The organism is Variovorax sp. CCNWLW235, assembly GCF_037204085.1.
Classification (GTDB): domain Bacteria; phylum Pseudomonadota; class Gammaproteobacteria; order Burkholderiales; family Burkholderiaceae_C; genus Variovorax.
In genome coordinates this window covers 416507-438086 of record NZ_JBBCBW010000001.1, presented here as the reverse complement: position 1 = coordinate 438086, position 21580 = coordinate 416507, and the positions used below count along the sequence as shown (strand labels likewise).

Annotated in this window: 22 protein-coding genes; 9 read left to right on the top strand and 13 right to left on the bottom strand. The window is 67.0% G+C overall.

Going from position 1 to position 21580, the window contains the following annotated elements; genetic code table 11:
* Window positions 1-4: 4 nt before the first annotated feature.
* The gene (locus V9L21_RS02185) at window positions 5-391 is read left to right on the top strand and encodes a hypothetical protein (protein WP_337308734.1); all 387 of its coding nucleotides are present in this window, start codon (window positions 5-7) and stop codon (window positions 389-391) included.
* On the opposite strand, the gene V9L21_RS02180 is transcribed toward V9L21_RS02185, so the two are convergent.
* From V9L21_RS02180 to V9L21_RS02170, 3 genes are all read right to left on the bottom strand, one after another.
* Window positions 352-1032: a response regulator gene (locus V9L21_RS02180; RefSeq protein WP_337308733.1), complete on the bottom strand. Its 681-nt coding sequence runs from the start codon at window positions 1030-1032 to the stop codon at window positions 352-354. The two genes, V9L21_RS02185 and V9L21_RS02180, sit on opposite strands and share 40 nt — an antisense overlap.
* 16 nt (window positions 1033-1048) lie before the next feature.
* Complete coding sequence (bamA, locus tag V9L21_RS02175) at window positions 1049-3463, bottom strand: outer membrane protein assembly factor BamA (protein ID WP_337308731.1); 2415 nt, start codon at window positions 3461-3463, stop codon at window positions 1049-1051.
* A gap of 74 nt (window positions 3464-3537) precedes the next feature.
* Window positions 3538-4215, bottom strand: a complete 678-nt coding sequence (locus V9L21_RS02170; protein ID WP_337308730.1) for a nuclease-related domain-containing protein — start codon at window positions 4213-4215, stop codon at window positions 3538-3540.
* Window positions 4216-4416: 201 nt separating this feature from the next.
* Here V9L21_RS02170 and V9L21_RS02165 point away from each other — a divergent pair, with 201 nt between their 5' ends.
* The 3 genes from V9L21_RS02165 (at window position 4417) to V9L21_RS02155 (ending at window position 6632) form a co-directional block, all read left to right on the top strand.
* On the top strand, window positions 4417-5574 hold the full coding sequence (locus tag V9L21_RS02165; RefSeq protein WP_337308728.1) for a porin: 1158 nt from the start codon (window positions 4417-4419) through the stop codon (window positions 5572-5574).
* 89 nt (window positions 5575-5663) lie between these two features.
* Window positions 5664-5969, top strand: coding sequence for a hypothetical protein (locus V9L21_RS02160; protein ID WP_337308726.1), 306 nt, complete (start codon window positions 5664-5666; stop codon window positions 5967-5969).
* Window positions 5970-5981: 12 nt separating this feature from the next.
* The gene (locus V9L21_RS02155) at window positions 5982-6632 is read left to right on the top strand and encodes a sensor histidine kinase (RefSeq protein ID WP_337308724.1); all 651 of its coding nucleotides are present in this window, start codon (window positions 5982-5984) and stop codon (window positions 6630-6632) included.
* On the opposite strand, the gene V9L21_RS02150 is transcribed toward V9L21_RS02155, so the two are convergent.
* The 8 genes from V9L21_RS02150 to V9L21_RS02115 form a co-directional block, all read right to left on the bottom strand.
* On the bottom strand, window positions 6577-7077 hold the full coding sequence (locus V9L21_RS02150; protein WP_337308722.1) for a pyridoxamine 5'-phosphate oxidase family protein: 501 nt from the start codon (window positions 7075-7077) through the stop codon (window positions 6577-6579). The two genes, V9L21_RS02155 and V9L21_RS02150, sit on opposite strands and share 56 nt — an antisense overlap.
* 149 nt (window positions 7078-7226) lie before the next feature.
* Entirely contained in the window at window positions 7227-7877 is a 651-nt protein-coding gene (gene ureG / locus V9L21_RS02145; RefSeq protein WP_015867022.1) for an urease accessory protein UreG, read from the bottom strand.
* An 18-nt stretch (window positions 7878-7895) separates the two neighbouring features.
* Complete coding sequence (locus V9L21_RS02140) at window positions 7896-8567, bottom strand: urease accessory protein UreF (RefSeq protein WP_337308716.1); 672 nt, start codon at window positions 8565-8567, stop codon at window positions 7896-7898.
* A gap of 64 nt (window positions 8568-8631) precedes the next feature.
* Window positions 8632-9204 carry an urease accessory protein UreE gene (ureE, locus tag V9L21_RS02135; protein ID WP_337308714.1) on the bottom strand — a complete coding sequence of 191 codons (573 nt, stop codon included), beginning with the start codon at window positions 9202-9204 and terminating at the stop codon, window positions 8632-8634.
* A gap of 112 nt (window positions 9205-9316) precedes the next feature.
* Window positions 9317-11059 carry an urease subunit alpha gene (ureC, locus tag V9L21_RS02130; RefSeq protein ID WP_337308712.1) on the bottom strand — a complete coding sequence of 581 codons (1743 nt, stop codon included), beginning with the start codon at window positions 11057-11059 and terminating at the stop codon, window positions 9317-9319.
* A 3-nt stretch (window positions 11060-11062) separates the two neighbouring features.
* Window positions 11063-11368, bottom strand: a complete 306-nt coding sequence (locus V9L21_RS02125) for an urease subunit beta (protein ID WP_337308710.1) — start codon at window positions 11366-11368, stop codon at window positions 11063-11065.
* Between the two features lie 19 nt (window positions 11369-11387).
* On the bottom strand, window positions 11388-11987 hold the full coding sequence (locus tag V9L21_RS02120; protein WP_337308708.1) for a HupE/UreJ family protein: 600 nt from the start codon (window positions 11985-11987) through the stop codon (window positions 11388-11390).
* A gap of 31 nt (window positions 11988-12018) precedes the next feature.
* Window positions 12019-12321 carry an urease subunit gamma gene (locus V9L21_RS02115; protein WP_015867014.1) on the bottom strand — a complete coding sequence of 101 codons (303 nt, stop codon included), beginning with the start codon at window positions 12319-12321 and terminating at the stop codon, window positions 12019-12021.
* 93 nt (window positions 12322-12414) lie between these two features.
* Here V9L21_RS02115 and V9L21_RS02110 point away from each other — a divergent pair, with 93 nt between their 5' ends.
* The 3 genes from V9L21_RS02110 (at window position 12415) to V9L21_RS02100 (ending at window position 17903) form a co-directional block, all read left to right on the top strand.
* The gene (locus V9L21_RS02110; RefSeq protein WP_337308706.1) at window positions 12415-16062 is read left to right on the top strand and encodes a hybrid sensor histidine kinase/response regulator; all 3648 of its coding nucleotides are present in this window, start codon (window positions 12415-12417) and stop codon (window positions 16060-16062) included.
* Window positions 16063-16086: 24 nt separating this feature from the next.
* Window positions 16087-17109: a response regulator transcription factor gene (locus tag V9L21_RS02105; protein WP_337298476.1), complete on the top strand. Its 1023-nt coding sequence runs from the start codon at window positions 16087-16089 to the stop codon at window positions 17107-17109.
* A gap of 80 nt (window positions 17110-17189) precedes the next feature.
* Window positions 17190-17903: a hypothetical protein gene (locus tag V9L21_RS02100; RefSeq protein ID WP_337308704.1), complete on the top strand. Its 714-nt coding sequence runs from the start codon at window positions 17190-17192 to the stop codon at window positions 17901-17903.
* A 14-nt stretch (window positions 17904-17917) separates the two neighbouring features.
* Here V9L21_RS02100 and V9L21_RS02095 read toward each other — a convergent pair whose 3' ends face one another.
* Window positions 17918-18838, bottom strand: coding sequence for a LysR substrate-binding domain-containing protein (locus V9L21_RS02095; RefSeq protein ID WP_337308702.1), 921 nt, complete (start codon window positions 18836-18838; stop codon window positions 17918-17920).
* 99 nt (window positions 18839-18937) lie between these two features.
* Here V9L21_RS02095 and V9L21_RS02090 point away from each other — a divergent pair, with 99 nt between their 5' ends.
* Together V9L21_RS02090 and V9L21_RS02085 are read left to right on the top strand one after the other, a co-directional pair.
* Window positions 18938-20149, top strand: a complete 1212-nt coding sequence (locus V9L21_RS02090; protein WP_337308700.1) for a pyridoxal-phosphate dependent enzyme — start codon at window positions 18938-18940, stop codon at window positions 20147-20149.
* Between the two features lie 30 nt (window positions 20150-20179).
* The gene (locus V9L21_RS02085; protein WP_337308699.1) at window positions 20180-21163 is read left to right on the top strand and encodes a Bug family tripartite tricarboxylate transporter substrate binding protein; all 984 of its coding nucleotides are present in this window, start codon (window positions 20180-20182) and stop codon (window positions 21161-21163) included.
* Between the two features lie 48 nt (window positions 21164-21211).
* Here V9L21_RS02085 and V9L21_RS02080 read toward each other — a convergent pair whose 3' ends face one another.
* A complete protein-coding gene (locus V9L21_RS02080) occupies window positions 21212-21520 on the bottom strand; it encodes a hypothetical protein (RefSeq protein ID WP_126746989.1) in 309 nt (102 codons plus the stop codon).
* Window positions 21521-21580: the final 60 nt, after the last annotated feature.

The following is a 21580-nucleotide window of genomic DNA, read 5'->3' as shown; positions in this document are numbered from 1 at the left end:
GTGCATGGGCGCATTCTCCGGCATGCGTTCGGAAGCAAGGGGCGGCATAGGCAAGCCGGCAATCGTGACCGCGAATCGAGGAGGAAATTGGGAGAAGTGCTTCTCCAACATTTCTCCCGAATCAAAACGCACCATGCGGGCCATGAACCCGTTCACGCCCATGTACACGCAGCACCTCGCGGGCATTCTGGTCTTCTGCGGGCTGGCGGCCGGTGTACTGCTGGCGGCGAGCGGCGGATGCGTGGCGGCCGGCAAGGGCCGCGCGGCAAATTCGAGTCTTTCCACCCTGGCGCCGATCATGGCCGCCGGCAGTGGCACCGCGCGGCCAGCGCCTTCGGCCTGCGCGGCATCTCAGGCCGGGCGTTCCTCGAAGGCAAAGCCGACGCCGTAGATCGAGCGTATCCAGTCGTGCGAGGGCGACACGGCGGCGAGCTTCTTCCGCAGGTTCTTGATGTGCCCGTCGACCGCGCGTTCGTTCACGTCGAGTGCTTCCGGAAATGCGGCTTCCAGCAGCGTAGAGCGTGCGAACACGCGCCCCGGTTCGCGCGAAAGCGCCTGCAGCAGCCGCAGTTCGCGGCCGGTGAGCGCCAGCGGGCGGCCTTCGATCCTCACGCCGCCGGACAGGTCGCCAAACGCCACCGAAGGCGAGGGCATCGCGGTGCGATGGCGCTGCGCATGCCGGCGCAAGACCATGTTCACCCGCGCCACCACCTCCCGCGGCGAGAAGGGCTTGCACACGTAGTCGTCGGCTCCCAGGTCGAGTCCGCGCAGCCGGTCGGCCTCGCGGGTGCGGGCCGTCAGCACGATGATGGGGTGGTCGCTGTGCGGGCGCACTTTCTCGAGCACCCGCAGCCCGTCGTAGCGCGGCAGCGCGGTGTCGAGCAGTGTGAGCGCCGGCGGCGAAGTGAGGATGCGGTCGACCGCCTGCGCACCGTCGCCGATGTGTTCGACCTGGTGGCCCGCACGCTGCAGGCCCTCCAGCAGCATGGCCGCCATGTCGCGGCCTTTTTCCACCAGCAGGATCCGGCTCATGGGAGGGTGCTCCGCTTCAGAACGAAGTACCGATCTGGAACTGGAAGCGCTGCGTGCGGTCGGCGGCAATGCCGTTGGCTTCGTCCGCCTTCTGGTACTTGAGCGGCACCGCATACGCCAAGCGCAGCGGGCCGAGCGGAGAGATCCAGCTGATGCCCAGGCCCGCGGATGCGCGCAGCCGGTTCTGGGCCTTCCATTGGGCGTCGGTCATGCTCGCGGTGCGCTCCGCGAACACGTTGCCCGCATCCAGAAAGGTGTAGAGCCGAAGCGACTTGTCGTTGCCGGCGCCCGGAAACGGCGTGCTGAACTCCATGTTGAAAATGGCCTTGCGCGTGCCGCCGAGTGCGCCGCCCGTGACCGCATCGGTCGGCCCCAGCGAGTTCTGCTCGAACCCGCGAATGGAGCCGAGCCCGCCCGCATAGAAGTTCTTGAAAATGGGATACGCCGTGCCGCCCAGCGCCCTGGCATAGCCGAGCTGGCCGTTGATGGCGAGCGTGTATTGCTTGGAGAGCGGAAAGTACTGCTGGTACTGGTAGGTGGTCTTCAGGTAGCGCAACTCGCTGCCCACGCCCATCTCGAGGTTGGCGCTTTGCAGGCGGCCCCGGGTCGGAACGAGCGCGCTGTCGCGGTCGTCGCGCCCCCACCCGATGGTGGCGGGAATGCCCACCATGTTCTTCGATGCGCACACCACGCTGGGCGCGGTGCCCGTGCATTGAAAGTAGTCGAGGTAGGCCTGCGGCGTGCCGGTGTAGACATAGGAGCCATCGACCAGTGTGTAGGCGCCGTTCGACCCCGGTGTGAAGCTGTAGCGCTCCACGCCGATGCCGAGGTACACCGTGTCCAGTTCGCCCAGCGGCAGCCCGAAGCGCACCGAGCCGCCGTCGCTCGCGAGCTTGTAGTTGCCGTCCGCCTCGTAGTAGGGGCGCGTCGTGTTGTGAAACACGTTGAAGGTGCGCGAAATGCCGCCCGCCGTGAAGTACGGGTCGGTGGCGGTCAGCGAGATGGTGCGGTTGTACGAACTCGTGTTCACCTGCAGCCCCAGGTAGTTGCCCGAGCCGAACACGTTCTCCTGCGTGATGCCGAAGCTCAGCGACACCTTGTCGGTCGACGAATAGCCCGCGCCCAGCTGCAGCGAGCCAGTCGGCTTTTCGGTCACGTTCACCGCCAGGTCGACCAGGTCGGGCGATCCCGGCACCTCGGTGGTCTCGATGTTCACTTCGGTAAAAAACCCCAGGCGGTCCACGCGGTCGCGCGAAAGCTTGATCTTGTTGCCGTCGTACCAGGCGCCCTCGTACTGCCGGAACTCGCGGCGAATGACTTCGTCGCGCGTGCGCGCATTGCCCCCGATGTTCAGGCGCCGCACATACGCGCGCCGCGAAGGCTCGGCGCGCAGCACCATCACCACGCGGTTGTTGTCGCGGTCTATCTCGGGCTCGGCCTTGACGCGTGCAAAGGCATAGCCGAAGGTGCCGAAATAGTCGGTAAAGGCCTTGGTGGTGGCCGCCACGTCTTCGCCGTTGTAGGGCTGGCCCGGGCGAATGGTGACGAGCGACTTGAACTCGTCCTCCCGGCCCAGGTAGTTGCCTTCGAGCCTGATGCCGGCAACCCCGAATTTCTTGCCCTCGGTGATGTTGACCGTGAGCGTGATCGACTCTCGGTCAGGCGAGATCGCCACCTGCGTGGAGTCGATGCGGAACTCGAGATAGCCCCGCGTGATGTAGAAGGAGCGCAGCGTTTCCAGGTCGCCGCTGAGCTTGCTGCGTGAATACTGGTCCGACTTGGTGTACCAGCTCAGCCAGCCGCCGCTGTCCTGGTCGAACAGGTCGAGCAGGGTGCTTTCGCTGAAGGCCTGGTTGCCCGCCACGTGCACTTGCTTGATGCGCGCGGACTCCCCCTCCGTGACCGTGAAGGTCAGGTTCACGCGGTTGCGTTCGAGCGGCGTCACGGTGGTGATGACCTGCGCGTTGTACAGGCTGCGGCTGATGTACTGGCGCTTGAGTTCCTGTTCCGCGCGATCGGCCAGCGCCTTGTCGTAGGGCCGTCCTTCGGCCAGGCCCACCTCGCGCAGCGCCTTCTGGAGTGCCGCCTTTTCGAACTCCTTGGTGCCGACGAAGTCCACGTCGGCAATGGAAGGGCGCTCTTCGACGATCACCACCAGCACGCTGCCGGTCACGCCGATTCGCACGTCCTTGAAAAGGCCAAGCTCGAACAGTGAGCGGATGGCCGCGCTGCCGCGGTCGTCGCTGTAGGTGTCGCCGGCCCTGATGCCGAGCGTGGAGAACACCGTTCCCGGCTCGACGCGTTGCAGGCCTTCGAGCCGGATGTCCTTCACAGTGAACGGGTCGGCAGCCCAGGCAGTGGCGCAGACCAATGAAGTGAACAGTGCGGTAAACAGCGCCGCGCGAGCCGCGGCAGGCTTGAATGGATTCATCGCCGCATGGTCTGCGCCAAAGTCGGAGAAATCTGGGACACCCTTCATTCCCCGTGGGCCGCCATGCGCACTGTTTATTGCAGTCCGATGCCGTTCGCGAGGATTGCCGCGTTGGCGCTGCCCGCATTCCAGCGCACCGGAACCTGCTCGCTCCTTTCGCGGCAGTTGTGCATGTGGTCTTCTATCGAAAGACCTCCCTGTATGTCGAGCAGCCGCTGCGCGGTGCGGTCGATGGCGTCGGCATCGAGCAGAGGGTAGGTGCGCGCGGTGCGGCCGTTGTTGCGCACCAGGCGCGCGATGTAGGGCAGGTCTTGCTGGGTAATCACCGCGGCCGGCATCACGCCTTCGAGCTCGACGCCCTCGCAGGGCAGCAGCACGAAGTACTGCAGGCGCAGGTCGTCGCTCAACAGGCTTCGCAGCTGCGTCGTCTTGCGGCCGCCCTGCCATGCGGGGTCTTTCACTTCGCGCGCCCTGGTGCAGCCCTGCAGGCGCAGAAACCAGCGCGGCGGCGCCTGGTCCGATTTCTTGCGGTAGACAAAGGCGTTGCGCCAGGCCTTGATCTCGAACAGGTAGACGCCGGTTTCGCACACCAGCACCGCGTCTATCTTGGCGGTGCGAACCGGGCTTCCCTCGGGCATGGGAATGATCAGGTTGCGCAATATGCGCAGGTGCGAAAAGGCCGGGCTGAATGCGCTGGCGAGCTGCTGCACACCCAGCGAGGCTGCGATGGCGTTCTGCAATGCAATGGTCATGTCGGGCTCCTTCGGGTGCCGAGCATCGCGTGCCAATTGGGAGACTTCTGGTACGAGTCCTTGACCGGCCGAAGGGCTTGGGCGTGCGCACAAACAACAGTCGGGTGCCCGGCAACGGCATCGACCAGATTCCTCCAAATTTGAACGGGACCATCCGTCCAGCTGCTCGATGAAGAGCTGCTGAAAACCGGAGAAACCTGAATGAAGAAATCCCTCACGGCAGTCGCCGCACTGGCCGTTGCCGGCCTGGCTTCTGCCCAATCGTCCGTCACGTTGTTCGGCGTCATCGATGCCGGCGTGACCTATCAGTCGGCAACCTCGCGCGACCCGGTCACGGGCTTCGCCTCCAAGCAGAGCAAATGGAGTCTCGCCAATTCCGGCTACAACTCCAGCCGCCTCGGCTTTCGCGGCACGGAAGACCTGGGCGGCGGCCTGGCTGCGAGCTTCTGGCTCGAAGCGCCGATCACCAACGACGATGGCGCCACCGGCGTTTCGACCTTCAACCGCCGTTCCACCGTGAGCCTCTCGGGCGGCTTTGGTGAACTGCGGCTCGGCCGCGACTACACCGCCACCTTCTGGAACGACACGGTCTTCGATCCGTTCGGCACCAACGGCTCGGGCTCTAGCGTGATCAACACCGTGAGCGGCAGCACCGGCTTGAACAACGCCAACTATGTGCGTGCAAGCAACATGGTGGGCTACTTCCTTCCGCCCAACCTTGGCGGCTTCTATGGGCAGGTGCAATACAGCCTGAACGAGAACACCAAGACCAGCGCCACCGACCTGACGGCGGCGTCCAGCAGCAGCGCAGGCCGGTACGTCGGAGGCCGGTTCGGCTATGCCAACGGACCACTCGACGTGGCTTTGGCGATGGGCGAGAACGTCGCGGCTGACACCACCTCGCTGACCCGCAAGGTGCAAACCATCAACCTCGGCGCGTCGTACGACTTCGGCCCGGTCAAGCTCTTCGGCGAACTCTCGAACGTGAAGAACAAGTTCGAGCTCGCAGCCGGCAACAGCCGCGACAGCTACAACGGCTACCTGATCGGCGCGAGCATGCCGGTGGGTGCGGGCCTCATCCGCGCGTCTTATTCGATGGTGCGCTACAACGAAGGTGCCGCCGGCCTCACCGGCGAAGACCCGCGCGTGCAGAAGCTGGCGATCGGCTATGTGCACAACCTCTCGAAGCGCACGGCGCTGTATGCGACCGTGGCGCGCGTGAACAACCGCAACGACGCGGCCTACACCGGCAGCCTTAGCGCCGCCAGCACCACCGGCTACGGCAGTGCCGGGGTCGGCTACACGGGGCTGCCGCGTTCCTCCACCGGCTACGACTTCGGCATTCGCCACGCCTTCTGACGCGAAGGCCCCGGAACCGCGTGCGGCGAGGTTGCGGTTTGCCGCCCCGCCGCACGCGGCCGTTCCACCGACTGTTCGTGAGTTTTCAAATGATCAGAAGAATCCATCATCTGGCGGGTGTGCTCGCCGTCGCCGGCCTTTCGGGTTGCGTCATGCTGCCGCCGCCTCCACCCTTCGGGCCCCCGCCGGGCAGGGGCGCCTATCCGGGTTTTCGCGGCGAGGCGCCGCTGCCGCCGGGAGCGCATGGTGTGCCCATGGCCACCTGGAACGTGTGCGAAGGGCAGGCCGAAGGTGGGCGCCCGGTGGTGCCCGGACGGCATGCGGATGCGCTGTCGGGCAGTTGCGAGCGAGGCGCCGGCGGTGCGCTGGAACTCCGGCCTTCGCCGGGCCGTTGAAGGCGCGTTCACATGTATTCCAGCCATCTGGGCCTGGCCATTGCCGTCGCCATCGCAATCGGGTTGGCCGCGGTGCTCGCCTTCATCGCATCCTTGCTGGTCGCCAACATGAAGGCCGGCGCGCGGGCGCGTGAAATGGCGGCCCAGGCAAAGCGGGAGGCGCGGCAAAAAACAAGCGAGAGCCGCGCTCAGGATCTCCGGCCGCTCATCGCTTCATTGCAGCGCCCCACGAACATGGGGAGCGCGCCGGAGAAATCCATTCGCTTCGACATACGCGTTCCGCAAGACGTGGTGCCGGTGTTCGGCATCGAGGCCGAACTGGAAGAACTGCTCTCCAAGGTGGCCCGCTATGCGCTCGACGTGATGTCGCCGGGCGCAACGCTGCAGGTGTCGGCACGCGTGGAGCGCGGCCACGCCGTCGTTCACTGGCGAGACCTCGACGCTGCTGACGCTAGCCCGCCGCTGGCACGCTTTCTCGAAGCGACGCAGGCGGCCGTAAAGGCGAGCGCACGAATGTGCGAACGCATAGCAAGCCGCCACGGCGGGCGTCTTTATGCGGCGCCGCATGCAGGGGGCGCCTTGGGCCTGACGCTGCGCTTGCCCCTGTTCAGCCGAGATCCAGCTTCTTGTGTTCGCCCAGCGACGGCGGCTGATTGCCAGTGATGGCCGCCCTGGCCATCTTCAGCAACTGCACCATCTTGCTTTCCTTCACGTCCCAGTATTCGGCGCCGATGATCTCGACTGCGAGCAGCGCCAGGTTCGGGTCGGTCGCGCCGCCGGGAAACCAGGCCTTGGCCGCGGGGTTGAAAAGAGCTTCCTTCTTGGCCTGGTCTTCCCGCAGCGTGGCGCGGCCGGTCACGGACACATAGCTGTCGTCGTCGGTGTTGGCGTAGGCGATGTTCACGCTCGGGTCGCTTGCCACGTGGCGCGCGATGTCGCCGTTCTTGGGCACGAAGAAGTAGAGCGTCGAGCCTTCGTCGATGTTCTTGCTCTGCGTGGTGAGCGGGTGGCTGTGCAGCTGGCCGTCGTCGTGGCGGTGGGTCAGCATGCCGTAGCGGGTGTCCTTGATCAGGTCCCAGAGCTTGGCGTGTTCGTCGGTGGTGGTCATGGCTTGGTTGCTCTCCGTTGTTCGCGTGGTTCGAAAATCGAAGACACCACCGTAGGCGGCCAAAAACCGGCGCCATGAGGAAGTTGGGCGCATGCGCGTGTCATCCGATGCCGACGCAAGGGCGGCACGGCTACCAACGACGCGCGGAGTCAGTCGGCGGTGAGCATGCCGCGCTTCTCGATGAAGGCGACCACCTCGGCCACGCCGGTATGGGTCTTTAGGTTGGTCATCACGTACGGCCGCTGGCGGCGCATGCGCTGCGTGTCCTGCTCCATCACGTCGAGGTTCGCGCCCACGTATGGCGCAAGGTCGGTCTTGTTGATGACGAAGAGGTCGCTCTTGGTGATGCCGGGGCCGCCCTTGCGCGGAATCTTCTCGCCGGCCGCCACGTCGATCACATAGATGGTCAGATCCGACAGCTCGGGGCTGAAGGTGGCCGCAAGGTTGTCGCCGCCCGATTCGACGAACACCACGTCGGCATCGGGAAAGTCCTCGAGCATGCGGTCGATCGCCTCGAGGTTGATGGATGCGTCTTCGCGGATGGCGGTGTGCGGGCAGCCGCCGGTTTCCACGCCCATGATGCGCTCGGCGGGCAGAGCGCCGGCCACGGTAAGAAGGCGCTGGTCTTCCTTGGTGTAGATGTCGTTGGTAATGGCAACAAGGTCGTACTTGTCGCGCATTGCCTTGCAGAGCATTTCGAGCAGGGTGGTCTTGCCCGAGCCGACCGGGCCGCCGATGCCCACGCGCAGCGGCGGCAGTTTCTTGGTGCGATGGGGAATGTGGTGCAGGGCGGAGGTCATGGCAAAGGTCCGGTTCGGTCAGCTTCTGAAGAGGCGCGAGTATTGTGTTTCATGGCGTGCCGACAGCACGGCCAACAGGGGCGCGAAGGCCTGGCGCTCGTGGTCGCCGAGCTGCATGGCGCGTTCGACGGCGGCGGGAATTTCGTTCGAAAGGCGGGCAAGAATGCGCTGGCCCGCGCTCTGGCCGAGCGGCACGGCCTTGACTGCCGCTGCGACCATGTTCTCGGCCCAGCCGAAGGCGAAGGCAAGGCAGCCGTCGTGCACCGAAGCTCCGGTTCGGCTTGCGGCAAAGGCAAACGCGACGGGGTAGCTCGCGGGCAGGTCGGCAAAAACGGCGGCGGTGTCGTCGTGGTGCAGCTTGAGCCATTCGACGAAGGAGCGGCCCATCTGTTCGGTCTGCAAGAAGAACTCGGCCGATTCGCGGGTGGTCATGACCCACTCGTTCAGTTGACGGATGCGTGCTGCATCGCCTTCGCGCCAGGCGGGTATGGCTTGCGCTACCAGTGCAAGGTCGCCGCGAGCGAAGCTCAGGTAAAGCTGGTCGGAGAGCCACTCGATGGCTTTGGCTTCCGAATCGATGCCGGCCCATTCCACGGCCGCTTCAACGCCTTCGGAATAGGAGAAGCCGCCTACGGGGAGGGCGGGGGAGGCGAGCCAAATGAGCTGCAGCAGGCTTTGTGCGTCTGGCATGTCAGCTCTTTGCTTGGCGCTGTTGTTCTTGGCACTGTTGTTCAGGGCGGGTGTGCGCCCCGAATCAGCCATGGTCATCGAGCAGCTCCGGTGCAAGCACCAGCGGCTTCGGACCCTTCGAATGCGAGTGACCATGATCATGCGAATGGTCATGACTATGTCCACTGCCATGCGAATGCTCGTGCGACCCGTAAGCGCCGCCCTCAGGCTCGAAAGCTTCCTCGACCGCGACGACGATCAGATGCATCGAGCGCAGCATGTCGGCCAGCACATGGTCTGGCTCGATCTTCAGGTGGTCGGGCTTGAGCTCGATAGGCACATGCCGGTTGCCCAGGTGATAGGCCGCGCGCGTCAGGTCGAACGGGGTGCCGTGAGCGGTGCAATGCGTGATGCGCAGCACCGGCTGCGGCGCGGCGATGATACGGACGAGTGAGCCGTCTTCGGCCACCAGCACGTCGCCACCGCGCACCGCCGTGCCGCGCGGCAGGAACACGCCGATCTGCCGGCCTTGCGAATCGGTGGCGTCGAAGCGGCTTTTCTGGCGCACATCCCAGTCGAGTTCGATGGTGGCGGCGCGCTTCAGCAGCACGGGCGCAAGGCCGCGGCCCTGGGGCATGAGTTTGTTGGCGGTGAGCATGGTGCGAATGGAACGCCAAAAAAGGCGTGAAACGACAGGATGGATACCTTCGAGGATACGCAGCCTGTCAAGCGGGCGCCGGGCCTCTTGTGCAAGACCCTGAGGGCTCCGCTCAGAACAGGAAGTAGCGTTGCGTCAGCGGCAGCTGCACCGCCGGGTCGCAGGTCAGCAAGTGCCCGTCGGCGCGCACGGCATAGGTCTGCGCATCAATCTCCATCTTCGGCGCGTAGCTGTTGTGGATCAGGTCTTTCTTGCGCACGTTGCGGATGTTTTTTACCGCGCTGAGGTGCTTGGCAAGGCCGTAGCGTTCCTTGATACCCGCTGCCAGCCCGGCCTGCGAAACGAAGGTCAGCGAGCTTTTGGCGAGCGAGCCGCCGTAGCTGCCGAACATCGGGCGGTAATGCACCGGCTGCGGCGTGGGAATGGACGCGTTGGGGTCGCCCATGGCCGCCATCGCAATGGTGCCGCCCTTGATGAGGGTGAAGGGCTTCACGCCGAAGAAGGCGGGCTTCCAGATGACGATGTCGGCCCACTTGCCCACTTCGAGCGAGCCCACCTCGTGCGCAATGCCGTGCGCAATGGCGGGGTTGATCGTGTACTTGGCCACGTAGCGCTTGGCGCGGAAGTTGTCGTTGCGCTCGTCGTCTTCCGGCAGCTTGCCGCGCTGCAGCTTCATCTTGTGCGCGGTTTGCCAGCAACGCAGCACCACCTCGCCCACGCGGCCCATGGCCTGGCTGTCGGAGCTGAACATGCTGATGGCGCCCAGGTCGTGCAGCACGTCTTCGGCGGCAATGGTTTCCTTGCGGATGCGCGACTCGGCAAAGGCCAGGTCTTCGGCAATGCCGGCGTCCAGGTGATGGCACACCATGAGCATGTCGACGTGTTCGTCGAGCGTGTTCACGGTGTAGGGCATCGTGGGGTTGGTGGAAGAGGGCAGAAAGTTCTCTTCGCCCACCACGCGCAGGATGTCCGGCGCATGCCCGCCGCCCGCGCCTTCGGTGTGAAAGGCGCAGATCGAGCGGCCGCCCACGGCGGCAATGGTGTTCTCGACAAAGCCCGATTCGTTGAGCGTGTCGCTGTGGATCGCCACCTGCGTGTCGGTGGCGTCGGCCACGTCCAGGCAGTTGCTGATGGCCGAGGGCGTGGTGCCCCAGTCTTCGTGCAGCTTCAGGCCGATCACGCCGGCTTCGATCTGCTCGTGCAGCGCATCGGGCAGGCTGGCGTTGCCCTTGCCCAGGAAGCCCAGGTTCATCGGGAACGCATCGGCCGCCTGCAGCATGCGCTCGATGTGCCAGGGGCCTGGGGTCGCAGTGGTCGCGAAAGTGCCGGTGGCCGGGCCGGTGCCGCCGCCCAGCATGGTGGTGACGCCGGAAGCCAGCGCTTCCTCGATCTGCTGCGGGCAGATGAAGTGAATGTGGCTGTCGATGCCGCCGGCCGTGACGATGTTGCCCTCGCAGCTGATGATCTCGGTGCCCGGGCCGATGACGATGTCCACGCCCGGCTGAACGTCGGGGTTGCCGGCCTTGCCGATGGCGGCGATGCGGCCGCCCTTCAGGCCGATGTCGGCCTTGACGATGCCCCAGTGGTCGAGGATCAGCGCATTGGTCAGCACGGTGTCGACGGCGCCGCCGGCCGTGGGGCCGCTGCCCTTGCCGTCGCGCGTGCGCTGCGACTGCGCCATGCCGTCGCGAATGGTCTTGCCGCCGCCGAACTTCACCTCTTCGCCGTAGCCGCCGGCGCGCAGTGTGTAGTCGGCTTCCACCTCGATCAGCAGATCGGTGTCCGCAAGACGAACCCGGTCGCCCACGGTCGGGCCGAATATCTCGGCGTATGCACGCCTTCCGATCGTTGCCATGGCTTAGAGCTTTCCTTGAACGAGGCCGCGAAAGCCGTAGACGACGCGGCCGCCCGCAAAGTCGACGAGCTCGACCGTGCGCTGCTGGCCCGGTTCGAATCGCACCGCCGCGCCGGAGGCGATGTTGAGCCGCATGCCGCGCGCGGCCTCGCGGTCGAAGCCGAGCGCGCCGTTGGTCTCGGCAAAGTGATAGTGCGAACCGACCTGGATCGGCCGGTCGGCGGTGTTCTGCACCACCAGCGTGAGCGTGCGGCGGCCGGGGTTGAGCGTGTGCTCGCCCTCGTCGGTAATGAATTCTCCGGGGATCATGGTGTCGCGGCGCCTGTTGTCAGACCGCCTGCGAAAGCAGGGCAGCGCCCAGCGCCACCACCGCGGCGCCTGCCGCGCGCGGCAGCCACGCGTTGCCATGGCGCAGTGCCCAGCCAATGCCGATGCCCGCAAGATGCAGCAGCACGGTGGCGGCCACCATGCCGGCCAGCGTCAGGGCGGCGCCTTGCTCGCTCGCGAGTTCGTGGCCGTGGGCCACGCCGTGGAAGACGGCAAACACACCGACCACTGCCGCAGCCACTGCGCCTGGCAGGTGGATGCGGGTGGCCACCAGCAGGCCCAGCACCAGCAGCGAGGCCGCAATCATCGGCTCGACGGCCGGCAGCTGCACGCCCGCCAGCCCCATCAGCGCGCCGGCCAGCAGCATGCCCGCGAAAGCCAGCGGCGCCCACAGCAGATCGGGCCAGGCGCGGCGGGCGGCCAGCGCACTCCAGAGGCCGACCGCGACCATGGCCGCCAGGTGATCGGCGCCGGTCAGCGGGTGCAGAAAACCGGTGGTGAAGCCGTGGTGCACGCCGCCGTCGGCGCCGGTATGGGCGCTGGCCGCGAGCGGCAGCAGCATGGCAAGGAGGGCAAGAGTCTTGGAAGCGTTGTGGCGCATGACAGGGCTTTCTTGTTCTGGAGAAGGAGAGTCAGACGATGGGTTGGTGGACGGTGACCAGCTTGGTGCCGTCCGGGAAAGTGGCTTCCACCTGGATGTCCGGAATCATCTCGGCGATGCCGTCCATCACGTCGGCGCGGGTGAGCACGGTGCGGCCCTCGCTCATGAGCGCCGCGACGCTCTTTCCGTCGCGCGCGCCCTCCATCACTGCGGCGGAAATCAGCGCGACGGCTTCCGGGTAGTTGAGCTTCAGGCCCCGCGCCTTGCGGCGTTCGGCCAGCAATGCTGCGGTGAAGATCAGCAGCTTGTCTTTTTCGCGCGGGGTCAGTTCCATGAGGGGGCGGCGTCGGGTGCGTGGAGGTCGGCCATTATTGGGCAGGCTTCGGCTTTGCAACAGTCGTGCCGCTGTTCGCCAAAAGACGTATGGATGGCACGAAAGCTGCACCGAAACGGTGTGAACCCCGCCGAGACTTCCACCACCCCCGACGACGCGCCGCAGCGCATCGTCAAGGTGCGGCGCGACTACAACAGCTGGGTGGCGAGCGAAACGCTCGAGGACTACGCGCTGCGCTACACGCCGCAGCGCTTTCGCAAATGGTCCGAATGGCGGGTGGCCAACACGGCTTTCGGCGCGGCGTCGTTCCTCATATTGGAGGCGGTGGGCGCCACGCTGCTGGTGCAGTACGGCTTTGCCAACGCGTTCTGGGCCATCGTGGTGACGGGCCTCATCATCTTTCTGGCGGGCCTGCCGATCAGCGTGTATGCCGCGCGCTACGGCGTCGACATGGACCTGCTCACGCGCGGCGCGGGCTTCGGCTACATCGGCTCCACGCTCACTTCGCTGATCTACGCATCGTTCACCTTCATCTTCTTTGCGCTCGAGGCGGCGGTGATGGCCTACGCGCTGGAGCTGGCGCTGGGCGTGCCGCCCGTCTGGGGCTACCTGGTGTGCGCGCTGGTGGTGATTCCGCTGGTGACGCATGGCGTGTCGGCCATCAGCCGGCTGCAGCTGTGGACCCAGCCGCTGTGGCTGGTAATGCTGGTGGTGCCGTTCGTCTTCGTGTTGGTGCGCGATCCTGGTGCATTCGCTGGCATCGTGCACTACAACGGTGTGAAGACGGGTGCGAAGGGCTTCGATTTGCACCTGTTTGGCGCTGCCTTGACCGTCGGAATCGCCTTGATCACCCAAATGGGGGAGCAGGCCGATTACCTGCGCTTCATGCCCGCGCGCACGGCCGTGAGCGCCCGGCGCTGGTGGGCAGGCGTGCTGGCCGGCGGGCCCGGCTGGGTGGTGCTGGGCGTGCTCAAGATGCTGGGCGGCGCACTGCTGGCCTACCTGGCCATCACGCACATGGTGCCGGTCGAGCGCGCGGTCGATCCCAACCAGATGTACCTGGCGGCCTATGAATACGTGTTTCCGAACTACGGCTGGGCCGTGGCCGCGACCGCGCTGTTCGTGGTGATTTCGCAGCTCAAGATCAACGTGACCAACGCGTACGCGGGCTCGCTGGCGTGGAGCAATTTCTTCTCGCGCGTGGCGCACAGCCATCCGGGGCGGGTGGTCTGGGTGGTGTTCAACGCGCTCATCGCCTTCATGCTGATGGAGATGAACGTGTTCGAGGCGCTGGGCGATGTGCTCGGGCTGTTCGCCAACATCGCCATCGCCTGGATGATGGCCGTGGTGGCCGACCTGGTCATCAACAAGCCGCTGGGCCTGTCGCCGCCGGGCATCGAGTTCAAGCGGGCGCACCTGTGGGACATCAACCCGGTGGGCGTGGGCGCGATGGCGCTGGCTTCGCTGCTCTCGATCACCGCGCACCTCGGTGTCTTCGGGCCGCTGGCGCAGGCTTTCTCGGCGCTCATCGCGCTCGGCACGGCGCTGGTCGTCTCGCCGCTGATTGCCTGGGCCACGGGTGGCAAGTACTACCTGGCGCGGGGTTCGGTGAGCCATGGCGCAGTGCCCTTTGCGCCGGCTGCGGGCCCGCGCGCGGTCCGGTGGGCGCGTGTCGAGAACGACGTGGACGAGCGCGGCGCCGATGGCAGCTACCAGCGGCTCAAGGTGCAGCACTGCGTTATCTGCGAGCGCGAATACGAGGGGCCGGACATGGCCCATTGCCCGGCCTACCAGGGGGCGATCTGTTCGCTGTGCTGCACGCTCGATGCGCGCTGCGGCGATCTGTGCAAGCCGCATGCGAGCCTTTCGTCTCAGTGGTCGTCGGCGCTGCGCTGGCTGCTGCCGCGCCTCAGCTGGCGCTATCTCGACACGGGGCTGGGGCACTTCCTGCTGCTGATGCTGATCATCGTGCCGGTGCTGGCGGTGGTGTTCGGTGTGCTCTACCAGCAGGAGCTGCGCGCGTTGGGCGAAAGCGCCCTGCAGCTCGCGTCGCAGTCGCAGGCCGAGGTGGCCGAAGCACTGGCCGGCGTGCAGCGTTCGTCGTTGCGCTCGGGCTTTCTCAAGGCGTACATGGCGCTGCTGGTCATTGCCGGCGTGGTGGCCTGGTGGCTGGTGCTGGCGCACCAGAGCCGCAAGGTGGCGCAGGAAGAATCGAACCGCCAGACCCACTTGCTGATGCGCGAGATCGAGCTGCACCGCGCCACCGACCGCGCGCTGCAGTCGGCCAAGCAAACGGCGGAAGAGGCGCGCGAAGTCGCGGAGCAGGCCAAGCTCGCGGCCGAAGAGGCCCGCCGCGCCGCCGACCTGGCCAACCAGGCCAAGAGCCGCTACATCAGCGCCATCAGCCACGAGTTGCGTACGCCGCTCAACAGCATTCTTGGCTACGCGCAGCTCATGGGCGAAGACGCGTCGGTGCCGCCGCACCGCCAGCAGGCGGTGGCGGTGATCAAGCGCGGCGGCGAGCACCTGCTGTCGCTCATCGAAGGCACGCTGGCCATTGCCCACATCGAGGCCGGCAAGCTCACGCTGCATGCTAGGCCGATGCGCTTTGCCGACACCCTGCGCGAACTGGCGGACATGTTCGAGCTGCAGGCGGCCGAGAAAGGCTTGCGGTTCCGCTTCGAGGCGACAGGCACCTTGCCCGAGGTGGTGCGCGCCGATGAAAAGCGGGTGTGCCAGATTCTGATCAACCTGCTGGGCAATGCGATCAAGTTCACCACGGCGGGCGAGGTGACGCTGCGGCTTTCATACGCGCGCGAGTTCGCGTCGGTTGAAATAGAAGACACCGGGCCCGGCATGACGGCCGAAGACATCGAGCGCATCTTCGAGCCGTTTACGCGGGGCGACGCGGCCGCGGCTGCCACGCCCGGCGCGGGGCTGGGCCTCACCATCGCCAAGATGCTGACCGACCTGATGGGCGGCGAGATGAAGGTGCGCAGCACGCCGGGGGAGGGCTCGCTGTTCTGCGTGCGGCTTTTCCTGCCGCGCGTGCACGAGACCGCGGGCGCCTTGGGCCGGCCTGTGCCGGCGCAGCGTGCGCGGCGCGGCTATGAAGGGCGCCGGCGGCAACTGCTGGTGGTCGACAACGAAGAGGCCGACCGCGACCTGCTCGGCCATGTGCTGGCGCCGCTCGGCTTTGGCCTGCGCACCGCCGCAAGCGGGCACGACGCGCTCGACCTCATCGCAGCCGGCTACCGGCCGGACGCGATGTTCGTTGACCTGGCCATGCCGGGCATCGACGGATGGGAGACCATTCGCCGAGCGCGCAAGCTGGGTCTGGTCGATGCGCCTGTGGCCATCGTCTCGGCCAATGCCTTCGACAAGGGGCTGGAGAACGACGTGGGCATTGCGCCCGAAGATTTCTTCGTCAAGCCGGTGCGGCACTCGGAGCTGCTCGACTGGCTCGAGCGGCGGCTCGGCCTGCAATGGACGGACACGGCCGCGAAGCCGCTGCCCGCCGCCGCGCCGCGCGCCGTGCAGGCGCCTTCGCTTTCGCGGCTGCGCGCACTCGACGAAGCCGTGAGCCTGGGCTACTTTCGCGGCATCATGAACCAGCTCGACGAGATCGATGCCGAAGAGCCCGAATGCAGGGCATGGACCGAGGCGCAGCGCGTGCTTGCCCGGCAGTTCCAGTTCGAGGCCATGGGCCGCGCGCTTGCCGCGGCCGTGAGCGCGGCCTGAAAATTTGCGGCGAACATCGACCCCATGGAAACCACACCGCTTGCGAAAACGTTGCGCGAACAGGGCGCCAACAGCGACCTGGTGCTGATCGTCGACGACGTGCCCGACAACCTCGCGGTGCTGCACGACGCGCTGGACGAATCCGGCTACACGGTGCTCATTGCCACCAACGGCGAACAGGCGCTGCAGCGCGCCGCGCAGGCCCGCCCCGACATCGTGCTGCTCGACGCGATGATGCCGGGCATCGACGGTTTCGAGGTGGCGCGCCGGCTCAAGGCCGATGCCGCGACGGCGCACATTCCCATCGTGTTCATGACCGGGCTCACCGAAACAGAGCACCTGGTGGCCGCGCTCGAAGCGGGCGGGGTCGACTACGTCACCAAGCCGATCAAGCCCAAGGAAGTGCTGGCGCGCATGAACGTGCATCTGCAGGGCGCCCGCCGCGCCCGGCAGGACGCGCGCCAGGCCGGGCAGGCGCGCAATGCGCTCGATGCGTTCGGCTATGCCAGCATTACCGTGCGGCTGCCCGAGGGCCGGCTGATCTGGCAGACGGCGCTCGCGCGCGACTTGCTGCAGCGCTATTGCGACACCCGCGCGCCCGAAACACCGCCCGAGGTGCTCGAGTGGCTACGCCGCCATGCGCCCGACGCGAGGGAGCGGGGCATCGAGCCGCCGGCGCTTTCCATCGTGAAGAGCGCCGGGGCCACCTCAAGCGCAAGCAGTCTCAGCCTTCGCCTGCATCGGCAGACCGGGCAGGACGACGATGGCGACGAATGGATGATCGTCATGCGCGAGATTTCGGACACGGGCGTGATCGAGGCCATGAGCCTGAGCCTGAAGCTCACGGCGCGCGAGGCCGAGGTGCTTTACTGGGTGGTGAAGGGCAAGACCAACAAGGACATCGGCGAAATTCTCGGCAGCAGCCCTGCCACGGCCAAGAAGCACCTGGAGCGGGTGTACGTGAAGCTCGGCGTCGAAACGCGCACGGCCGCCGCCGGCGTGGCCATCAAGCGCATCCGCGAGCTGCAGCCGCAGTTCGAGATCTGAGGCAATCGGCCGGAGCGCTCGTCGCGTCACCGCGACGACTTTCGCCGTCCCTAGAATGCCCGATCCCCGGGATGCAGGCGATGAAGAAGAACAGATTCACAACAACGATTCAACGGCCCCGGCTCGCATGGTTGCCCCTGGCCACCTGCGTCCTGGCGAGCGCGGGTGCCCAGGCCGCCGGCCATTTCGACGTTGACGACGCCGGCACGCTCGACGCGGGCCGATGCCAGTACGAAGCCTGGTGGGGCCGGACCGGCCCAGAGCCGGTGACGGTGCTGCACGCCGGCCCGTCCTGCCGTGTCGGGCCGGTCGAACTGGGGTTGAACATCGACCGGTTCTCGGTGGGGGGCGTGCATTCGGTCGCCGTGGGGCCGCAGCTCAAATGGAACTTCTTCGGGCCGGCGGCCGATGCGCCGCTGAGCGCGGCAATTTCGCTCGGCGCCGTGTTCGACGTGACGCGTGGTGGCCGGACCGGCGGGCAACTGGTGCTGCCGGTCACGTGGCGCCCGCTGGATCGCCTGCAGGTTCACGCCAACATCGGCGCCGACTGGGCCACGGGCACCGGCGCCCGAACGCCGCGCGGCGGGGTGGCGGCGGAATGGGCGCTCGATGAAAAGGTCTCGCTGATTGCAGAGCGCAGCCGCGCATCGGGCGTGTGGACATCGCGCATCGGCTGGCGCTTCGGCCTCACGCCGCTGATCAGCCTGGATGTGAGCGCTTCGCGCACGGGGGCAGGCTCCCGCGGCGTGAACGGCTTCGTCGTGGGGCTGAACCACGAGTTCGGCTGGAAGTAAGCAGCCCGCGGGGATCAGCGCAGGTAGCGCTGGATGCGTTTCTCGTCTTCCGCCAGTTGCCGGCGCATGAGTGAAAGAAAGTCGCGGGCGGTCGTCGAAAGCACCTTGCCCGCGGGCATGGCCAGCACGCATGAAAAGAACACGTCGACCGAGAGCCGGCGCACCACGAGGCCGCGTTCCGCGTAGTCGAGCGCGGTGATCGGGTTGACGAGTCCCACGCCAAGGCCGCGCAGGGCCATCTCGCACACGCTGGCCGCGTAGGGCGTTTGCACCATCACCCGGAGCGCGACGCCGCGTTCGGCAAGTGCGGCTTCGAGGCCGCGGTGCGAAGGGTCCTCGGGGTTCAGCGCCAGGAAAGGCGCTTGCGCGAGCTGCTCCGGTTCGATGCGCTTGAAGCGCGCGAGCGCATGGCCCTTCGGCATCACGACCACGCCGGGAAAGCGCGCGAAGGTCGAATGGTCGATGCCTTCGAGCGACAGTTCGTCGGCCATCAGCCCGAAGTCTGAAATGCCCTTGGCCACGCGGTCGCGCACGTCCTTGGAGCTGAGCACCTGCAGCGACACCTGCGGCCACGGGCTGTCGCCGCGCTGCGCCTTCAGGCGCTCCAGCGCACGCGGCATGAAGCCCAGCCCGAAAGCCGGATAGCAGCTGAGTTCAAGCTGGTTGGTGCCGAAGTCGCGCAGGCTGCGCATGCGGTGCTCGATGGCTTCCATGCCGATGAAGACCCGCTCGACTTCCGTCAACAGCGCGCGCGCCTCGGGCGTGGGCACCAGCCGGCCCCCGGTGCGCTGGAACAGGACCATGCCGGCCTGCGCCTCGAGCCGCTTGAGCGACTGGCTGATGGCGGGCTGCGTCACATGCAGCAGCGCCGCGGCCTTGCGGGTGGAGCCGGCGCGCATCAGGGCGCGGAACGTCTCTATTTCGGTGAAGCGCATCGATAAGTTTTCTTATCGCTTGAGTATTTCAAGCTAGATGATTTTATTTGCAGATGCCTAAGATTTCGGCACGACTTCCTACCCGAGACCGCCTGAAACATGCCCGCGCCCGTAATGCACTTCAAGTTCGCCTCGCCTTCCGAGCCGCCCGCCGATTCGCCGGGCACCGCGCGGGCGCGCCCGCCGCAGCCGGTGAGAAACCCCGGCTTGCAGGGCTTGCGTTGCCTGCGCTGCGAGGCTCCCTATCCGCTCACCCTGGCGAACGACGGCTGCCCCGCCTGCCGTGCCACGGGCGTCCACGCCGGGTTGCGTGCCAGCTACCTGCCCGACAGCGGCAGCCCGCTGCCCATGCCTTACACGCCAGGGTTCACGCTGGGCGAGGGCGGCACGCCGCTGCTGGAGATGCCGGAACTGGCGCGCGAGTTCGGCGTGGCACGCCTCGCGCTCAAGGACGAATCGTCCAACCCCACCGGCTCGCATAAAGATCGCATGACGGCCGTGGGCGTGGCCCAGGCGCTGGACTTCGGTGCCCACACACTGGTGCTGGCCTCGTCGGGCAACGCCGCGATCTCCGCGGCGCACTACGCGTGGGCCGCGGGCCTGGGCTGCGAAGTGGCAACCTACGAAGGCCTGCCGGCAGCCTATGCACGGCAGCTCGACGCCCTCGGTGCGCGGCGCTACACCTTTGCAGACAACGCCGGCCGTTGGGCGTTCGTGCGTGAGCGCTCACAACATGCGGGCTATTTCGCGCTGACGAATTACCGCCTGCCCGCATTGGGCAGCGCGCCGCTGGCGATCGAGGGCTACAAGCCCATCGCCCTGGAGTGCCTGAACGAGGGCGGCCTGCCCGATCACATCGTGATTCCCACGGCGCGCGGCGACCTGGCCTGGGGCATCTACGCAGGCTTTCGCGATCTGCTGGCTGCGGGGCGCATTGCGCGCCTGCCGCGGCTCTGGCTGGTGGAGCCTTTTGCGCGGCTTTCGCGCGTGCTGGCAGGCGGCGCACTCAACGGCGCGTATCCCGGGCACACCGCGCAGTTTTCCACCGCCGGATCGACCGTGACCTTTTTGCAGTGGCAGGCGGCCGTCGCCTCAGGCGGGGGCGCGGTGGTGGTCAGCGACGACCTGGCCCGCGCCGCGCGGCAAAAGCTCACGGCGGCGGGCGTGAGTGCCGAGCTTTGCGCCGCGGGCGGACTGGACGCCGTGCGCCAGCTGCGCGAAGGCGGCGCCATTGCAGGCGATGCCCACGTAGTGCTGATGCTGACCGCCAACGCGTCGCGCGACCCGAGCTGGCCGGACGAGGCCGCCTGAGCTCCCTAGTTACCCAAAGGAATCGAAACCATGCAAGCAATGCAACGCCGCGCCTTCCTGGCTACCGGTTCGGCCGCTCTCTTCAGCGCCACGGCGCAGCGCGCCTGGGCGGCCTTTCCCGACAAGCCCATCAAGCTGATCGTGCCGTGGGCTGCGGGCGGTAGCACCGACGCCATTGCGCGCGCCATGGCGCAGCGCATGAGTCAGACGCTCGGCAGCTCGGTGATCGTCGACAACCGGCCCGGTGCGGCCGGCCAGATCGGCACCGAGGCGGCGGCCAAGGCCGCGCCCGACGGATACACGCTGGCCATTGTCGAGTTGCCGCACGCCATTGCGCCCGCAGTGACCGCGCGGTTGCCCTACGACCTGCTGCGCGACTTCACGCCGGTGACGATGATCGGCACCTCGCCGCTTGTCTTCTTTGCGGGCATGGACGACGACAGCCGCGACTTCAAGACCTTCGTCAAGACGGCCGCCGCCCGGCCGATGCCGCCGGCCATTGCGCACAGCGGCGCGGGCACGGTGAGCCACCTGGCAGCCGAACTGCTGGCGAACCGCACCGGGATCAAGTTCAACATGGTTCCCTACCGCGGATCGGCGCCGGCCCTTACCGATGTGGCCGCGGGCACGGTGGGCGGGCATTTCGCAACGCTGGCCAGCGGCTCCAGCCTGATGGGGGCCAACCGGATCCGTCCGCTTTTGGTGACGAGCGCGCAACGCGTGAGCCTTCCGGGCCTGAAGGAGGTGCCCGCCCTTACCGAAAGCGGGCTCAAGGGGCTCGAGATCGACCAGTGGTGGGCGCTGGTGGCGCCCGCCACCACGCCGCTGGAGGTGATCGAGCGGCTGCGGCGCGAAGCCGTCGCGGCGCTGGACCATCCGTCGGTGAGGGAGCGCATGACGGCGCTGGGGGTGCAGCTGAAGGGTTCCACCGCGGGCGAGCTGCGGGCTTTCATGCGCGCGGAAGCCGAGCGCTGGCGGAAGGTGGCGCACGACATCGGGCTTCAGCCGCAATAGAGATCGGCCGGATCGGCGGCGCGGGGCCCAGGCAGCCGCCTTTTTCTTTCAGCGCCCGGATTGCACCTTGATCCGGATCGTGTTCACGTCCCAGCCCCGGTTTCGCAGCCGGGTGACCAGCATGGGCGAAAGCTGGCGCAACTTGGCGGCGGCGGCGCTGCCGTTGACCAGCAGGCACCACACATCACCTTCGGCCGGGCCGGCCTGCACGGCCGGGCGCATGGCCGGCGGAATCAATCCCTCGACCGCCCGCAGCCGGTCGCCGGAGTCGCGCGCGCGCGCAATCAGGCTTGCCAGGGTGGGCGAACCTTCGGCGGCCTGGTGCAGCGTGACGGGCGGGACGGAGCGGCGATTCATGGGTAATCCGGAGGGTGGGACAAGGGCAGCTAAAATGCCCGGTTTGCCGACGCTTGCGCC

Coding starts and splice junctions, on each gene's coding strand:
- V9L21_RS02115 (WP_015867014.1), bottom strand. CDS start 12,321: ATGGAACTGACCCCGCGCGAAAAAGACAAGCTGCTGATCTTCACCGCA.
- bamA (WP_337308731.1), bottom strand. CDS start 3,463: ATGAATCCATTCAAGCCTGCCGCGGCTCGCGCGGCGCTGTTTACCGCA.
- V9L21_RS02140 (WP_337308716.1), bottom strand. CDS start 8,567: ATGCCAGACGCACAAAGCCTGCTGCAGCTCATTTGGCTCGCCTCCCCC.
- ureE (WP_337308714.1), bottom strand. CDS start 9,204: ATGCTCACCGCCAACAAACTCATGCCCCAGGGCCGCGGCCTTGCGCCC.
- V9L21_RS02105 (WP_337298476.1), top strand. CDS start 16,087: ATGGAAACCACACCGCTTGCGAAAACGTTGCGCGAACAGGGCGCCAAC.
- V9L21_RS02150 (WP_337308722.1), bottom strand. CDS start 7,077: ATGACCACCACCGACGAACACGCCAAGCTCTGGGACCTGATCAAGGAC.
- V9L21_RS02160 (WP_337308726.1), top strand. CDS start 5,664: ATGATCAGAAGAATCCATCATCTGGCGGGTGTGCTCGCCGTCGCCGGC.
- V9L21_RS02155 (WP_337308724.1), top strand. CDS start 5,982: ATGTATTCCAGCCATCTGGGCCTGGCCATTGCCGTCGCCATCGCAATC.
- ureG (WP_015867022.1), bottom strand. CDS start 7,877: ATGACCTCCGCCCTGCACCACATTCCCCATCGCACCAAGAAACTGCCG.
- V9L21_RS02125 (WP_337308710.1), bottom strand. CDS start 11,368: ATGATCCCCGGAGAATTCATTACCGACGAGGGCGAGCACACGCTCAAC.
- V9L21_RS02095 (WP_337308702.1), bottom strand. CDS start 18,838: ATGCGCTTCACCGAAATAGAGACGTTCCGCGCCCTGATGCGCGCCGGC.
- V9L21_RS02080 (WP_126746989.1), bottom strand. CDS start 21,520: ATGAATCGCCGCTCCGTCCCGCCCGTCACGCTGCACCAGGCCGCCGAA.
- V9L21_RS02185 (WP_337308734.1), top strand. CDS start 5: ATGGGCGCATTCTCCGGCATGCGTTCGGAAGCAAGGGGCGGCATAGGC.
- V9L21_RS02165 (WP_337308728.1), top strand. CDS start 4,417: ATGAAGAAATCCCTCACGGCAGTCGCCGCACTGGCCGTTGCCGGCCTG.
- V9L21_RS02120 (WP_337308708.1), bottom strand. CDS start 11,987: ATGCGCCACAACGCTTCCAAGACTCTTGCCCTCCTTGCCATGCTGCTG.
- ureC (WP_337308712.1), bottom strand. CDS start 11,059: ATGGCAACGATCGGAAGGCGTGCATACGCCGAGATATTCGGCCCGACC.
- V9L21_RS02090 (WP_337308700.1), top strand. CDS start 18,938: ATGCCCGCGCCCGTAATGCACTTCAAGTTCGCCTCGCCTTCCGAGCCG.
- V9L21_RS02100 (WP_337308704.1), top strand. CDS start 17,190: ATGAAGAAGAACAGATTCACAACAACGATTCAACGGCCCCGGCTCGCA.
- V9L21_RS02085 (WP_337308699.1), top strand. CDS start 20,180: ATGCAAGCAATGCAACGCCGCGCCTTCCTGGCTACCGGTTCGGCCGCT.
- V9L21_RS02180 (WP_337308733.1), bottom strand. CDS start 1,032: ATGAGCCGGATCCTGCTGGTGGAAAAAGGCCGCGACATGGCGGCCATG.
- V9L21_RS02170 (WP_337308730.1), bottom strand. CDS start 4,215: ATGACCATTGCATTGCAGAACGCCATCGCAGCCTCGCTGGGTGTGCAG.
- V9L21_RS02110 (WP_337308706.1), top strand. CDS start 12,415: ATGGCACGAAAGCTGCACCGAAACGGTGTGAACCCCGCCGAGACTTCC.